Origin of the sequence: Enterococcus sp. DIV0187, assembly GCF_051713785.1 — a bacterium.
In the GTDB taxonomy this organism is placed as follows: domain Bacteria; phylum Bacillota; class Bacilli; order Lactobacillales; family Enterococcaceae; genus Enterococcus_A; species Enterococcus_A avium.
The window spans coordinates 1,796,765-1,812,086 of record NZ_JBIOQO010000001.1 but is presented as its reverse complement, the minus strand read 5'-3'; the positions used below and the strand labels follow the sequence as shown (position 1 = coordinate 1,812,086).

At 40.7% G+C, this 15,322-nt stretch carries 11 protein-coding genes; 8 read left to right on the top strand and 3 right to left on the bottom strand.

The genetic code is table 11. From position 1 onward, the window contains the following. Positions 1–58 precede the first annotated feature (58 nt). Positions 59–1,930: an acyltransferase family protein gene (locus tag IGI52_RS08820; protein ID WP_438781085.1), complete on the top strand. Its 1,872-nt coding sequence runs from the start codon at positions 59–61 to the stop codon at positions 1,928–1,930. Between the two features lie 33 nt (positions 1,931–1,963). Here the strand turns inward: IGI52_RS08820 and IGI52_RS08815 are convergent, their stop codons facing one another. Then, positions 1,964–2,239: a GIY-YIG nuclease family protein gene (locus IGI52_RS08815; protein WP_016181490.1), complete on the bottom strand. Its 276-nt coding sequence runs from the start codon at positions 2,237–2,239 to the stop codon at positions 1,964–1,966. Further along, entirely contained in the window at positions 2,229–2,963 is a 735-nt protein-coding gene (locus IGI52_RS08810; RefSeq protein ID WP_438782242.1) for a tRNA1(Val) (adenine(37)-N6)-methyltransferase, read from the bottom strand. The genes IGI52_RS08815 and IGI52_RS08810 overlap by 11 nt, the downstream gene beginning before the upstream one ends. A 75-nt stretch (positions 2,964–3,038) precedes the next feature. Between IGI52_RS08810 and IGI52_RS08805 the strand changes: the two genes are divergently transcribed. From IGI52_RS08805 to IGI52_RS08790, 4 genes are all read left to right on the top strand, one after another. Next, the gene (locus IGI52_RS08805; RefSeq protein ID WP_438781083.1) at positions 3,039–3,668 is read left to right on the top strand and encodes a lysophospholipid acyltransferase family protein; all 630 of its coding nucleotides are present in this window, start codon (positions 3,039–3,041) and stop codon (positions 3,666–3,668) included. Between the two features lie 224 nt (positions 3,669–3,892). Next, positions 3,893–5,026 (top strand): exonuclease SbcCD subunit D, encoded by a 1,134-nt coding sequence (locus IGI52_RS08800; protein ID WP_438781081.1) that lies wholly within the window; start codon positions 3,893–3,895, stop codon positions 5,024–5,026. Continuing rightward, the gene (locus IGI52_RS08795) at positions 5,026–8,148 is read left to right on the top strand and encodes an AAA family ATPase (RefSeq protein ID WP_438781080.1); all 3,123 of its coding nucleotides are present in this window, start codon (positions 5,026–5,028) and stop codon (positions 8,146–8,148) included. The genes IGI52_RS08800 and IGI52_RS08795 overlap by 1 nt, the downstream gene beginning before the upstream one ends. Further along, a complete protein-coding gene (locus IGI52_RS08790; protein WP_438781079.1) occupies positions 8,149–11,328 on the top strand; it encodes an SNF2 helicase associated domain-containing protein in 3,180 nt (1,059 codons plus the stop codon). A 27-nt stretch (positions 11,329–11,355) separates the two neighbouring features. On the opposite strand, the gene IGI52_RS08785 is transcribed toward IGI52_RS08790, so the two are convergent. Further along, positions 11,356–12,075: an HAD family hydrolase gene (locus IGI52_RS08785; protein WP_438781077.1), complete on the bottom strand. Its 720-nt coding sequence runs from the start codon at positions 12,073–12,075 to the stop codon at positions 11,356–11,358. Positions 12,076–12,856: 781 nt separating this feature from the next. Here IGI52_RS08785 and spxA point away from each other — a divergent pair. The 3 genes from spxA (at position 12,857) to IGI52_RS08770 (ending at position 15,242) form a co-directional block, all read left to right on the top strand. Further along, positions 12,857–13,255 carry a transcriptional regulator SpxA gene (gene spxA / locus IGI52_RS08780; protein ID WP_010739854.1) on the top strand — a complete coding sequence of 133 codons (399 nt, stop codon included), beginning with the start codon at positions 12,857–12,859 and terminating at the stop codon, positions 13,253–13,255. Positions 13,256–13,491: 236 nt separating this feature from the next. Then, a complete protein-coding gene (locus IGI52_RS08775) occupies positions 13,492–14,136 on the top strand; it encodes an adaptor protein MecA (RefSeq protein WP_016181497.1) in 645 nt (214 codons plus the stop codon). Between the two features lie 107 nt (positions 14,137–14,243). Further along, positions 14,244–15,242, top strand: coding sequence for a competence protein CoiA (locus IGI52_RS08770; RefSeq protein ID WP_311893693.1), 999 nt, complete (start codon positions 14,244–14,246; stop codon positions 15,240–15,242). Positions 15,243–15,322: the final 80 nt, after the last annotated feature.

The window sequence follows — 15,322 nt, the reverse complement described above, 5'->3', positions numbered from 1 at the left end:
ACGAAAAATATCCGTATAGTTAATTTGATATTCTATAGTAAAGTTGGAAAGTAAACTTATGGGAAAAAGATTAAAGCATAGTCGCTATATTACTGGGTTTGACGGAATTCGCTCGTTAGCGGTAATCGGCGTAATTTTATATCATTTATTGCCTACGCAAATGCGGGGTGGATACTTAGGGGTTCCTGTTTTTTTTGTGGTCTCAGGTTATTTGATCACGGATTTGCTGCTGCAGGAATGGAAGCAAACTGGTCGTATTGAGATCAAGCAATTTTATTATCGGCGTATGAAGCGTCTATACCCGGCGCTAGTCACGATGCTTGTGGGTGCTTCAGCGTACATAACGTTGTTTCAACGGAATCTTTTGAATAACTTGCGGGGCAATGTTATTAGCAGTTTGTTCTACGTGAACAACTGGTGGCAGATCAATCACGGAATGTCTTATTTTGATCGATTTTCTGGTGAATCGCCCTTTACGCATATTTGGTCGTTGGCAGTTGAAACACAGAATTATATTTTTTGGCCCATCATCTTTGTTTTATTGATGAAGTTGGTGAAGAACAAGGGAAAAGTTTTCCTTGGGATTGTCGCGGCCGCTTTGGTCTCCGCAATTTTAATGGCTGTGCTGTATGTGCCGGGACAAGATCCTACACGGGTTTATTATGGAACGGACACGCGCTTGTTTTCTATCTTGCTAGGAGGTGCGTTGGCTTTTATTTGGCCAAGTACGCGCTTGAAGCCGCAGATTCCGTCACAGGCTAAGCGAATACTGAATGGAATTGGGTTAGGCTCGTTGTTGCTCCTTGTTCTGGCATTCCTATTTATGCGGGATGATTTATCCTTTATCTATTATGGCGGTATGTTTTTAGTCAGTTTAGTGAGCGTCATATTAGTTGCTATCACTGCCCATCCAGGTGCTAGCTGGAACCGTTGGTTGACGAATCCGGTCTTTGACTGGATCGGTAAACGGAGTTATGGGATCTATTTGTATCAATATCCAGTAATGATTTTCTATGAAGCAAAGGTTAATGTAGCGAATCATACCTTTCTTCATACGATTATGGAAGTCATTCTAATTCTTTTTGTTACTGAACTTTCTTATCGATATATTGAAAATCCGCTGCGCCGGTTCAATTACCGTAAGACGTTTGCCTCACTAAAACAATCTTTTTGGGCACCAATCAAAAGTCGCAGGAAAATCGGATTTATCTTTTCTAGCTTAATCACTGTAATCGCAGTGATTGGTGTGATTATCGCGCCAACCAATAAAGTTGATGCCAATCAACAAGCGTTACAAAAGCAAATCGAACAAAATAAGCAGGCTTCCAAGAAAACAGACGGGGAGACGGTCGCAAGCGATTCTAATGGAGCTGCAGAATCTACAGATAGTTCTGAAGCACCAACCAGTTTAGCGGATAAATATAATCTAAGTAATCGTGAGATAACGAAGGCAAAAAATCTGAAAGTGACGGCTTTTGGGGATTCTGTTCTATTAGCAGGCTCCAAAGGACTAACAGAGATATTTCCTAAAATGGTTGTTGATGGTGAAGTCGGACGGCAATTGAAGGATAGTCCGCCACTGTTGAAAGCCTTGAAGGATAAGGGCGAGCTAAATGATACGATTCTCTTGAGTTTAGGAACAAATGGACCTTTCAATCTCGATGACTTTGCTCAAATCATGAATGTTCTAGGGGACAAGCATCAAGTCTTTATCATCAATACTCATGTGCCGACGCGTCGTTGGCAGAATGATGTGAATGCAAATCTAGAGGCCGCTGCCAAGGATTATAAGAATGTTCACTTGATTGACTGGTATAATTTCAGTAAGGATCATCAAGATTGGTTCTATGATGACCAGGTCCATCCGAATGATGTTGGATCGATCCATTACTGCCAATTGATCGCCAAGGAAATACTAAAAGGCGAATAAACTGAAAAAGACAAAAAACGTTTTGTGAATCACTCACAAAACGTTTTTTGCTTGATGCTCCCGCAAGTACTTTTCTTTTTGCCTGCGGGGTAATTTTTTAAAAGCTGATTCAGCTTTAGTGGCCTCACTGCGGGTTTCGAAGCGTTCGGCGTGAATCATCTTAACTGGTCGGCGACTCTGAGGATGGGTATATTTTGCACCAGTCCCTGTATTATGCTCTAACAGGCGTCGGGACAGGTCTGTTGTATAACCGCCGTAAAAGCTTTGGTCATTGCAAAGTAACACATAAAAAAATTGATCAGTTGCCATAAAGCATCTCCTGTAAGTCGGCAGAGTAGCTGCCCGTTTGGTCATAGGTATATAATGGTGGAAGAAAACGCAGACCTTCGTTTTTGCCGTCTTTGATTCCTTCGATTAGTAGAATATTGGCTTCTTTTTCTGGTTTTGGGTAAACGAATTGGATTCGCTTCGGCGCGATCCGGTGTGCACGAAGACAGTCCATGATTTCTAAAAAACGATCCGGTCGATGTACCATTGCGAAACGGCCATTCATTTTTAGTAATTTCGCAGTGACACTGACGACATCCTCTAAAGTCGCGTGAATCTCATGACGAGCAATCGCTAAATGCGGGTTAGGATTTTTTTGACTTGTTGGCAATTCCTTGAAATAGGGCGGATTGCAGACGACTAAATCAGCAGAATCGGCTTTAAAAACGTCAAATGTCTTTTTTAAGTCCAGCTCGTGCATCGTCATTTGGTTTTCCAGCTGATTTAAAAGAATACTGCGTTTGCCCATGTCAGCAAGACGAGGTTGAAGCTCAATCTGGTCAATCATGGCAGTGGTTTTTCGACTTAAAAAAAGTCCAATCGCGCCATTTCCTGCACAAAGATCAATGATTTTTCCGCGTTTTGGCACACGAGCAAAGTTCGCTAATAGAACGGCATCAATGGAAAATGAGAAAACCTCCGAGCTTTGGATGATTTGGATATCTTCAGCATAAAGCTGGTCGATTCGTTCGCCATTTCTTAACAATTTCATTTGCCCCCTTAAAAAAATCATACCGTTGTATTATACTACGTTTAGTTAGTTAACTGAAAGGAAGAAATCATGTTTTTTAAATTTATTCGCGTCATAGCTCGAACGATCTTGGCGGTCGTCAACGGCAATGCTCACTACCAAAATCAAGACAAATTACCAGAGGGAAATTACATTCTTGTGGCGCCGCACCGAACCTGGTGGGACCCTGTTTATATGGCTCTGGGCGCATCGCCTAAACAGTTTAGTTTTCTGGCAAAGGCCGAGCTGTTCAAGAATCCGATTTTGCGATTCATTCTGGTGCATTTAAATGCCTTCCCTGTTGATCGCGACAAACCAGGACCAAGTGTGGTGAAGCGACCAGTCAAAATGCTGAAGGACTCGGATAAGAGCTTGATCATGTTTCCAAGTGGAACCCGTCATTCTTCTGAGCTGAAAGGCGGAATGGCGTTAATTTCTCGTTTATCGAAAAAGCCGATCGTCCCTTCTGTTTATCAGGGACCTACAAAATTCTCTCAACTGTTTAAACGGACCCCCGTCATTATTCGTTTTGGTGATCCGATTGATCTTTCTGACATCAAGAAAATGGATAAAGCTGGATTGGCCGAGGTTGAACGTCGTGTTCAAGGAGCCTTTGATCAGCTGGATCAGGAGATTGATCCGAATTTCAAATATGTTGCCAAAGAAAAAAACGCCGAGTAGTTACAGATTATCGACAAAGTAAGGTTCCAAGCTCAATTTTCGAGCTTGGAACCTATTTTTGTTGGCTTGATTTCAAATTTTGAAAAAAACGCATGGATCTTTCTTTATCTTATAAAAGTTGAGAAATAAACCGTTCCTGTAGCAACATCCACTTGCTTTGCGGAAAAAAATGGCGAATCGTGTTATACTTTTGGGAAGGACTTAATTAGGAAAAGGGTGGATCAATGAAAGTTTTGCATACTGCGGACTGGCATATCGGGAAAAAGCTGCACGGCTATGACTTGTTGCCAGATCAAGCATATATTCTTGATCAAATACTAAAAATCGCAAAAGAAGAGGCCGTAGAGGCCATCGTAATCGCGGGGGATTTATATGATCGTTCTGTTCCTTCTGAGGCGAGTGTTCGGTTATTAAATCAAACAATCGCTGATTGGAATTTAACGCAGCAGTTCCCATTACTGGCGATTTCGGGCAATCATGATAGTGCGACTCGCTTAGCAACAGGGACACCATGGTTCAATCAAGCACAGTTTCATTTGCATACTCGCTTAGAAGAAGTTTTTACTCCGGTGGAAATGGGAAATAGCCAATTTTATCTATTGCCTTATTTTGAACCGGTGGACGCGCGCATCTACTTTGAAGATTCGGAGCTTCGTACGATTCAACAGGCAATGCCGAAAGTAATCGAAAAAATGCAGGAAAGCTTTGATCGGGATAAAAAACACATTTTAGTCAGTCATTTTTTTGTTGCTGGCAGCAGCAAAACAGACTCTGAAACGAAGATCGAAGTTGGCGGACTTGATGGGATCAATGGAAAGTTACTCGAATGTTTTGATTACGTCGCGTTGGGCCATCTCCATGGGAAGGACGCGCTAAAAATGGCGAATGCTCGCTACAGCGGCTCGCCTTTGAAATACTCATTGTCGGAAAAGGATCAAACAAAAGGTGTTTGGATCGTTGATACAGATACTATGGACTTTTCCTTCCGGACATTGACACCGCTTCATGAAATCCAAGAGCTGCAGGCTAGTTTTGCTGAATTATTAGACCCAGCTTTTTACACCACGATTAATCGGGAGGACTATTTGTCGATTCTATTAGAGGATCGAGCGGTGATTCCCAATTTAATGAACCAACTGCGCCAGGTCTATCCTCGGATCATTCAGGTAGAACGTGCGAATGGCTTTGAAACAGCTGTTGAGAAGCGTCTGAAAAAGGAAAATATTAAAGAGAAATCTCCAGTTAATCTAACAAAGGATTTCTTTACAGAAGTTTCTCAGAACGAAATGACAGCTAAACAAAAAAAATGGATTGAAGAAGGCTTACACACGATCCTGAAAAAAGGAGGCGAGGAGTAATGCTTCCAAAGAAAATCATTATGGAAAACTTTGGTCCGTTTGTTCACGAAGAAGTCGATTTTGACGAAATGACAGAGGCGCCATTATTTTTGATCAGCGGGAAAACCGGTGCTGGTAAGACCACAATTTTTGACGCGATCACCTTTGCTTTATATGGCGATGCATCTGGCGGTGTTCGTTCATCAAACGAGATTCGTTCCTCCTTTGCTGAGCCAACTGAAGAAACTCGGGTGCAGTTCATTTTCGAGCACCAAGGAAGAAAGTATTCTATTGAACGTTGGCCGAAGCAGACCTTAGCCAAGAAAAACGGCAAAGGCGAGACGACCAAAAATCAAAAGGTTCAATTGAGTATTTTTAATGATAAGGGTCAAGAGGCTGAGGCCTATACCAAGGTGGATGCAGTGAACGAAGTCATCTATCAGATTTTAAATCTGCAAAAGGATCAATTTCGCCAAATCGTGATGCTGCCTCAGGGAGAGTTTCGAATGTTCCTCAATGCGAATAGTACTGAGAAGGAAACCGTCCTGCGGAGTTTGTTCGGCACTAGTTTCTATCGCCAATTCACAGAAAATTTGAAGCTTCAAAAGTGTGAGCTAGAGAAATCAGTCAGTGAAATGACTACTCGTATTGATCAATTATTTCAACAAGTCCTTGCTGAAAAAGGTGTGACTTATGAGGAGTCGCTAAATCTTGCTCGTGAGTATTTACTATTGGAAGAACAAGAGCTTTTGAAAAGTCAGACGGAGTTAGCGGAAAAACAGGCTAAACAAAAGGCCCTTCAACAGCAGCTTCAAAGAGCAAAGGAGCTTTCTGAAAGCTTCCGGCAGGAACAGGAAACTCGTCAACAGCTTCAAAAAATCGAAGCAGATTTGCCACATCAGGAAGAAAAGAAGAAACAATTGGTACATGGGAGAGAACTTGAGAAAATTCGTCCAACCTATGATCGCATCCAAGAGTTGGTAAAGCAGCAGATTCAGCAGACCGATGAAGCAACTGAGAATCAGCAACGTGCAGCTGAGCTAGAGCAGCAATATAGTGAGTGCCAAAAACAAACGACTGATTTTGAGCAGCAAAGTGCCGAGTGGCAAACCAAAGAGCAGCAGCTGCAAAGCTTGAACGCTTTATTGCCTTTGGTCAAGCAAAAAGAGCAGCTGATGAAACAAAAAACGGAACTGACAGATAAACAGGCGAAACAGCAGGAGCACTTAACAGAAATTATTCAACAAATAAAGGTTCACGAAGAAAAAATCAAACTGCTGGAGACCAAACAAAATACGGAAAAAATGTGGCAGGATCGTCGTTATGAGGAGCTACAGTTTCAACAGACGGTGACTCACTTGCAGCAATCAGCCAAAGATATTTTCGATCAACAGGAGGAAGAAGAGGACCAGCAGATCAAGCTGGCTCAATTGGTTGAAAAAGCCAGTCGTACAAGCAATCAATTAACAAGTGAAGTGGCAGATTATAAGAAGTTGAAAAGTCAGTGGGCTTCTGCGGAAATTGCCCGATTAAGTATGGATTTGCTTCCGGGAGAACCTTGTCCTGTTTGCGGTTCAAAGGAGCATCCGAATCCAGCCCAGCACGCTGAGTTGACCACTGATAATTTGGGACAATTACAGGTGGCGCTAGAAACTCAGGAAGCGCGAATTAAGCAGTTAGAGTTGATTCGGGAACAGGCAGAGGCTCAGTATGAGGTTGGAATAAAAACCTTTGATCAATTACAGGAGGATCGGTCGGCGGCGCAAAAGGCGCAAGAAGAGCAAATCAATACTCTTCAGGCCACTTTTGCCGATTATTACCAGCTGGAAGTTGAAGCCGATTTATCGGAGCTTGTGATATTTCTTAGGGAGCGTCAAAAAGAAACGGATGAACGTTTAGCTGAGATTAACGAATCGAAACAAACCTTGCTTGACCTGAAGGCAGAGATTGATAATAATCAAGCTAAAAAACTTGAGAGCGAGACTAGCTTAAATGTTGTGAAAGGTGAACTGCAAACCTTAGAGGGCAGATTGTCCAGTATTGAGGAGCAAACCAAAGAGTGGCAGTTGCCGACTTTGGAGGCACATATCGTTGAACTGCAGGGCAAGATAGACGAGTATCACACTCACCTGCAGGCACACCAAGCCTTAGTGAAGGAACTTGAGCAGCAGCATATCCGTCTGCAGGAAAATCATAAGCTATTAGCTAAGCAACAGCAAGAGACAGGGGAGAACCTAGAAAAATTTCAAACGTCACTGCAACAGCAATTGGTAGATGCAAATTTAGCTATTGAACAGTTAGCATCAGCGCCCATTGATCTTTTAAGTTTAGAACAAGAGATTACAGATTTCGATCAACAGCTCTTACTGCTAAAAGATCGCCAATCACGGTTGGCAGAAGTAATCAAGGATCAAGAGAAACCAGAGCTGGATGAGCTGCAAACCTTAGTGACAAGCTGTGAAGCAGAAGTTACTCAATTCCAACAGCAGCATTATGCCAAAGAAAGTCAGCTACAGCAACAACGCACGTTGATTGAAACTATTGAAGATCTACAGGCGCAAAGCAAGGAGCAATTGGACGAATTAAGCCAAATGATGCAGCTTTATCAAACGATGAACGGAGATAATCCGCAAAAAATCAGCTTAGAGCGGTATGTCCTGCAATGGTATTTGGCCGAGGTTCTGCAATGTGCCAATCAGCAGCTGAATCAGCTAACCAAGGGGCGCTATCGTTTTGAGTTGAAGCAGGAAACCGGTCGATCGAAAGGAAATACTGGGCTTGAGATCAATGTTTATGATGACAATGCCGGCGCAACGCGTAGCTCTCATACCTTATCTGGCGGCGAAAGCTTTATCGCAGCGTTATCCTTGGCTTTGGGACTTGCGGAAGTGATCCAGAGTCAGGCTGGCGGCGTTGCGATTGAAGCCTTGTTCATTGATGAAGGCTTTGGATCATTGGATGAAGAAGCGTTGGAGATGGCTATGGAAGCCTTGGAAAGCATTGAAAATGCGGGACGGATGATCGGCATTATCAGTCACGTACGAGAATTGAAAGAACGTATCCCACAACAAATTATTGTGGAAACTAGCGGAACGGGACGCAGCAGTATTCGTTACCAGCTAGAAGGATGGAGTGAAACGTAAATGAGATGGAGTATTCCAGAAAAAGTGATCGAACGCGGCAGAACGTATTTAAAAGAGGGGCGGGTCTTATCCGTTGAGGCAGATCCGGCTCGTCGTGTTTGGCATGGTGAAGTATTAGGCAGTGAACTTTATCTGGTTGATTTAGATGGCAGTGGAAAAGAAAATGATATTTGTGCCTGCCCGTATTGGGAAGAGCATGGTTATTGCAAACATACAGTAGCGGTTGAATTATATTTACGGGAAAAAGGTCTTTCGCGGGTAATCAAGCCAGAGACTGTCTTGCCGAAAAAAATGGAGAGCAGTATTTCTTTTGCTGATTTGTTAAATCAAGGCTTTTCAAGATTGGAAAAGGAAGCAGAGCCCTTGCAGTCCTTATTTGTTGAATTTGTGGTGGAGGCCGTTCCAACGAATCCTTATCACCCAGAATTGGATGTTTTGGCGGTGTCGCTGCGTATCGGCAGTCATTTGAACAAACGCAGCTATATCGTGAAGAACTTATATGACTTTTTACACGCATATCAGACCGATTCAGCCTATACCGTAAACAAACAATATAAATTCCAGATCGAGGCGGGTGCCTTTGATCCAAAATGTCGAGATTTGATTGAAGATTTAGTGGGAGTCAGTGAAACATATCAATTATTAGGGAAAGCTGGTCTACAGGTCAAAGGTAAACTAGACAAGCGTTATCTTTTATTGCCGGTTCATCGGATTCAAGAATTATTGGAAGCGATGGAAAAGACTGGAAATTTAAGTATTAAACTAGGTGAAAAAACCTATTCTGAAGTGCATGAGGGACAAGAGCTACCACTTTCATTCACTTTGGAAAAACGTGGAGAAAATGATTTTGGTCTAACCATCGAGGATGGCTTCACCAATTATTATAGTAATTATTTCTTAGGCTTCGTTGAAAATTCCTATTATTTGATGACTCATGAGCAGCAGGAAACCTACATTACGCTGAAGCAGCTGATGAAGCGGCTGAAAGAACCGGTTATCGCATATGAGCAACGACAACTTTCGCAATTATTTACAGACGTTTTTCCATATTTACGGAAAATTGGTCGAGTAATTGTTACCGATGATGTGGCAGAGATCATGAAGGAGGAACCGTTGCGTGCGGTCGTCATCTTTCGAAAGATCAAAGGAATGATAAAGGCGGAAGCTGAGTTTCATTATGGCAATGCTTATTTCTCTACTAATGAGGCGCATCAGCCCAAGCTGCCTAATAATGTCGAGATTTTAAGAGATCGTAAAAAGGAAAAACAAATCTTGGATCTCTTTACTACGTACCGGTATCAAAAAATCGATACGGGCTTTGAAAAGAAATTACCGATTAAAGACAATCTTTATTACTTCTTTAAAGTCGAAGTGGAAGAGTTTAGACGATATGCTGAAGTGCGTATGGGCAAGAAGCTGCGTCAGCTCTTCTTAGACGGTGAAGAATTCCAACCAACAATCGAGGTTGATCAGGAAGGATCATGGCTCGATATCAAGTTTGATGTGACGGGAATCAATGATAATGAAATTGACCAGGTCTTGAACAGTTTGCTGCGGAAGGATCGCTTTTACACGTTGGATAATGGCGAGGTGCTCTCCTTTGATTCAGAGGCCTTCCAGCAAACCAGTGAAATGATCGGTCAGCTGCGGGAAAGAATTAGCGCGAAGGATGGATTGATCCGCTTGCCGAAGAGCCAAGGGATTATGCTAGAACAGCGGTTGAAGGATAATCCGCAGGCACAGTTCAGCGAAAGCTTTACTGCGATGGTGCAGGATTTGACTCATCCAGAGGATTATCAAGTGGCTTTGCCAGAGAATCTTAATGCCACATTGCGGCCTTATCAAGAGTCAGGTTTTCGCTGGTTGAAAATGCTGAGCGATTATGGCTTTGGCGGAATTTTAGCTGATGAAATGGGTCTTGGGAAAACGATTCAGGTAATCACTTTCTTATTGGCGGAAAAAGCACAGCAACCAATCAAAGTGGTAATTGTCACGCCAGCGAGTCTGGTCTATAACTGGCAGGCGGAAATCAAGAAGTTTGCGCCAAGTTTAAGTTCATCAGTTATTTCAGGCAATCGTAGCGAACGGGAGCAGTTGCTTGAAGAGGCTGAAGAGATTGTTATTACGTCTTATGCAAGTCTGCGTCAGGATATTGATCTCCATGAAAAGATGGGTTATCAATACATGATTCTTGATGAAGCCCAGATGGTGAAAAACGCCTCGACGAAAACTTCCAGCGCTTTGCGAAACTTATCGATTCCGCATCGCTTCGCGTTGAGTGGTACGCCAATCGAGAACAATCTGGAAGAGCTGTGGTCATTATTCCAAACGATCATGCCAGGATTCTTCCCACCGATCGGACGTTTCCGTCAAATGGCTGTTCCAGAAATTGCTAAGATGATTCAACCGTTTGTTCTGAGACGCGATAAAGATACCGTCTTGCAGGAATTGCCTGAGCGGATCGAATCAAATGTCTTGAGCAGTTTGACGGAAGAGCAGAAGACGGTCTATCTTGCTTATTTAAAACGAATGAAGCAAGAGGTCGACCAAATGGATTCAGCGACATTCCGAAAACAGCGTGTAAGTATCTTAGCTGGTTTAACTCGCTTGCGTCAGATCTGTGATGATCCTCGTTTGTTTATGGAAGGGTATGAAGGAGGATCTGGTAAGCTGGATCAAGTGAAAGATCTGATTCAAGCAGCGAAAGAAAATGGGCGACGAGTATTATTGTTCTCGCAGTTTACTAGCATGCTGTCAATCATTGAAGAAGAGTTCGCGGAAGAAGGAATTACTAGCTTCTACTTGCGAGGCAGCACTAAAGTTTCTGATCGCCTAAAAATGGTGGATGCCTTCAATGCAGGAGAAAAAGATGTCTTCTTGATTTCGCTAAAAGCTGGAGGAACCGGTCTGAACCTGACTGGGGCGGATACAGTTATTCTCTACGATCTATGGTGGAATCCGGCAGTCGAAGAACAGGCGGCAGGACGTGCTCACCGGATTGGTCAGAAGAAGGTCGTCGAGGTATGGCGCATGATCGCTGAAGGAACGATCGAGGAACGAATGAATCAACTGCAGCAAGAAAAACGCGAGCTGTTCCAGAAAGTCATCCAAGGCAATGAAGAACAAACCAATAAACTTACAGAAGAGGATATTCGCATGATTTTAAGTTTAGGCGAATAGAAATAGAAAAAGAAAAGTATGCCACGTTCAATGCGGCATACTTTTTTGGTTCGTCAGAAGAGATTTCAAATCCTCAAAGTTCTTGATTTCTTTTTCAAAAATAGCGCTTTGACCTTCTGGTATTTTACGATTTTGGTGATTGAACCACCAAACGGACCAGCCAGCGGCCTTAGCGCCTATGACATCATTTTCAAAGCTATCACCAATATATAAAAGTGATTCAGGTGCCAAATTCAATCGTGTTTCCATCAAAGAAAAAATTTTTGGTTCTGGTTTTTGAATACCAACCGCATCTGAAATAATCATTTTTTCAGGCGCGATCCAACGAGCTAATTGCAGCGCGCTAATTTTCTCTTTCTGTCGCAATACCGGTCCATTTGTGATCAGACCTAAAGGAACATCCTGTTGATTCAAGAAGGTTAATGAATCACTGATTTCAGATGGTAATGTGATTGTTTTTAATGTGTGATCGTAGGCCGCTTGGAATGTCTCCAATTCAGATTTACTTGGAACAAAATCAAAATCAGCTAGTGCCAGACGAATTCGCTCATAACGCATTTTTGCTAAAGACCATTCTCCTGTGATCGACTTCATATAGTGGAGGTCACTATAATAGCGGAAACGAATAAACAAAGCGTTCATCTTACTTTCTGGAAAAGTCGGAAACAAATCGTTGATAGCAGAAGCAAAAGGGGCTTGTTGTTTGTATAAGGTATCATCTAAATCAAATACTATTCCTTGAATCATTTACTCACTCCTAAGGTTTCAATAAACTTATTATAGCAAAAAAATAATTATTTTATTTGGACTGAGCAAAAAAGTGGCGCAAAAATATAATTCTTGTTATGTTATTCGAGTAGCAAAGTAATGAAAAAAACATGAACCGGAATCAATCAAAAATATTCTTCGGGAAAAAAATAATGATTGAGAAGAGAAAGAATAGCTGGAATTTAAGATCTACCAATTTTTGGAAACTCTATAAAATTTTTGATTTTTTTTGAATATTTGAAAGCTGTATCTATTTTTAACGAGTAATCCTGATGGAAAATTTAATACAGATAACTGTCTCAGAGATTAAAATAAAATAACTATAAAATAATAAGCAACATCTATGAATGTATTTTCCATTTTAAAATCATTCTAATAAAGCCTTGATATACAAAAGATTTATGAATATAAATATATTTTTTTATTGAATTGGTTATCAAAATTAAAAAGATAAAAAAATTCATTTTTTTAATTTGATATAATAATTTTGCATAAACTGTATTAGTAATAATACAGTTTTTTTAGCTGTTATAGAACGGGGTCAAATGAGAGCGGCGCCACTAATTTCTCATCTTGACAAATTAAAACTGTCGTGACAGTTGTTATAGTCGAGAATTAAATTAAATAACGTTAATATTTGTAAAAAAAAAGACACCCAACTCTTTTTTTTGTTACCTTTTTTCTGTATAATAGAAACAGATAGTAGGAAACCACTACTATCTGTTACAAAAATTGAGAGTCAAGAAAAGGAGTGATATGCATGTTAACACTATATACTTCCCCTAGTTGTACATCATGTCGGAAAGCACGTGCTTGGCTACAGGAACATGAGATTCCTTATGTTGAACGAAATATCTTTTCTGAGCCATTGAACATTGATGAGTTGAAGGCTATTTTACAAATGACTGAGGATGGAACGGAAGAAATCATTTCGACCCGTTCGAAAGTTTTCCAAAAGTTGAACATGGATTTAGATGAATTGTCCCTAAAAGAATTATTGGATTTAGTTAAAGAAAATCCTGGATTATTACGTCGTCCGATTATGATTGACGAGAAGCGTTTACAAGTTGGTTTTAACGAAGATGAAATTCGTCGTTTCTTGCCTCGTGATGTTCGCCAATATGAATTACGTCAAGCCCAATTGATGGCTGGATTATAGAATAGATACCCCGCGGAAAGTGGGGTATTTTTTTTGTGTATTTATCTGTCTAACGCGTAACGATTAAAATGCTCGCCTTTTTTAGCTTGTAAGTTTCACTACAGACTAATGCGATCTTGAAATCTTATGACCTCATTGTTTATAGGATTTTAATAAAATTCGACGGCTTTCTTTACTTTTAAGCGGAATCAGTTACAATGAACATATAATCTATCTTTAAAGTGAGGTGTGCCAAGATGGAGATGGAACACATCAATGAAAATACGATCCGAGTCATTATTGAAAATGAGGATTTAGCCGAACGTGGAATTACTTTTCTCGATTTGTTAGGAAATCATCGGGAAATCGAATCTTTCTTCTATAGTATTTTAGAGGAAGTCGATATTGAGGATGAGTTCAAAAGTAGTGAGGCGGTTACTTTCCAAGTCCTTCCGAAAAATGACGGATTGGAACTATTTATTAGTAAAAACCTGACGCCAGAAGACATCAACAAAATGAACAATTCAACAGAGTTCGAAGCAAGCGATTTTGATCAATTGATTCGTCAACAAATTTTAGCGAACTCTGAAAGTCTTGAAGAAGACGAAAAAACCAGCCGCTTACGGGTTTTTCAATTGAATAGTTTTGAGGATATGATTGAATTAGCAAGCTATCACTTTTTAGATGAAGCCTGGTGTGATTTATATCTACTGAATGAGAAGTATTATTTGCAGATTTATTTTGACCCTGAGATTTTTGGTGAATTCGGTTTATCAGATGTTATTGCTGAAGTCTTAGAATACGCTCAAAATTCCTCTGTTTCAACAGAAATGTTGGAAGAATACGGAAAACTTTTGATGCAGCGTGATGCGATCGAGATTACTCGTGCTCATTTTAATTAAATAGTTCAAGTACCACTGTTCATTCGAATGGTGGTATTTTTTTTAGCTTGCTGAAATTTGAAAATCTTTCTGTTTCTAATTGCGTATCTTTTTTTGAGGTGAGAAGAATGTTGTTTGCTTACACTAAGGAAAAAGAAATGATCAGTGCAGTTGAAAGCGATAATCAACAGCAGTTTTTTTGTCCAGACTGCGGTGAGGAATTAATTCGTAAAGCAGGAAAAATCAAGATTCCTCACTTTGCACATAGTCAGAATACAGAATGCTATGGGTTAAGTGAAGGGGAAACACCGGAGCATCTGCGATTGAAGCAGCTATTTTATACATGGGGGAATCGTTTTGAAGAAGCCTGGAAAATGGAGCAACCATTACCTGATTTACCGCAACGTCCTGATTTATTACATGAGCACTTAGCAGTAGAAATCCAGTGTTCCTCATTGAAAAGTGTTCGCTTGCAAGAACGGATTGATGGCTATGCTCAAAAAAGCTACCGAGACTGGTGGCTGCTTGGCAAACCGCTATGGCCCAAAGAAAAATTCACACATCTGCAAAAACAATTTTGTTCCTTTGACAAAGACAAAGGACTGCATTTATGGCTAATTGAGGAGCAGGGGATTCGATTGCTTTACCACATTCATGAGATTGACGGCTTCGTGTATTGTGAAGAGCATTGGCCTGCTAACTCAAAACCTTTAAAAGAAATTTTTCATTCATCGGTCAACAAACGACCACCGCAGCTTGTTCCTACTATAGAAAGTGTGAATGAACAGAAAAAAATATTGAGCCTGAAATTGGTTCAAAGCAACCCGCGAATTCGAGGCCTACAACATTTTTTTTATCAGGAACGGAGACATCTTTTGTATTTGCCAGAATGGTTGTATTTTCCTAGTCGCTATTTCTTTTTTTATCAAGAGGATCTTCTAGTATTTCGCTATTTATTCCAAAAAGAAGCGAAAAATGCTTCTTTGATTTTTGAGAAATTTTTGGATTACCGTCAGGAAAATCATAAAGATTGGGCATTTTATCGAATTGATCAGCGTGAGATATTAGAACGACTCTATCTTGAGGCGATCTTTTGTCAAAGAAAGGCTAAAGTTTCACCGGTCTAACTACTTTTAAAAATTACTTTTTTCTAAATTGTGGTACTATTGATGATGATAAATAGTTATTCTATCACTTTTCTAAGTGA

What these genes read in the sequence shown, in the direction of transcription:
- IGI52_RS08800 (WP_438781081.1), top strand. Translation starts at nt 3,893, where the DNA reads ATGAAAGTTTTGCATACTGCGGACTGGCATATCGGGAAAAAGCTGCAC.
- IGI52_RS08805 (WP_438781083.1), top strand. Translation starts at nt 3,039, where the DNA reads ATGTTTTTTAAATTTATTCGCGTCATAGCTCGAACGATCTTGGCGGTC.
- IGI52_RS08820 (WP_438781085.1), top strand. Translation starts at nt 59, where the DNA reads ATGGGAAAAAGATTAAAGCATAGTCGCTATATTACTGGGTTTGACGGA.
- IGI52_RS08775 (WP_016181497.1), top strand. Translation starts at nt 13,492, where the DNA reads ATGGAGATGGAACACATCAATGAAAATACGATCCGAGTCATTATTGAA.
- IGI52_RS08815 (WP_016181490.1), bottom strand. Translation starts at nt 2,239, where the DNA reads ATGGCAACTGATCAATTTTTTTATGTGTTACTTTGCAATGACCAAAGC.
- IGI52_RS08795 (WP_438781080.1), top strand. Translation starts at nt 5,026, where the DNA reads ATGCTTCCAAAGAAAATCATTATGGAAAACTTTGGTCCGTTTGTTCAC.
- spxA (WP_010739854.1), top strand. Translation starts at nt 12,857, where the DNA reads ATGTTAACACTATATACTTCCCCTAGTTGTACATCATGTCGGAAAGCA.
- IGI52_RS08770 (WP_311893693.1), top strand. Translation starts at nt 14,244, where the DNA reads ATGTTGTTTGCTTACACTAAGGAAAAAGAAATGATCAGTGCAGTTGAA.
- IGI52_RS08785 (WP_438781077.1), bottom strand. Translation starts at nt 12,075, where the DNA reads ATGATTCAAGGAATAGTATTTGATTTAGATGATACCTTATACAAACAA.
- IGI52_RS08790 (WP_438781079.1), top strand. Translation starts at nt 8,149, where the DNA reads ATGAGATGGAGTATTCCAGAAAAAGTGATCGAACGCGGCAGAACGTAT.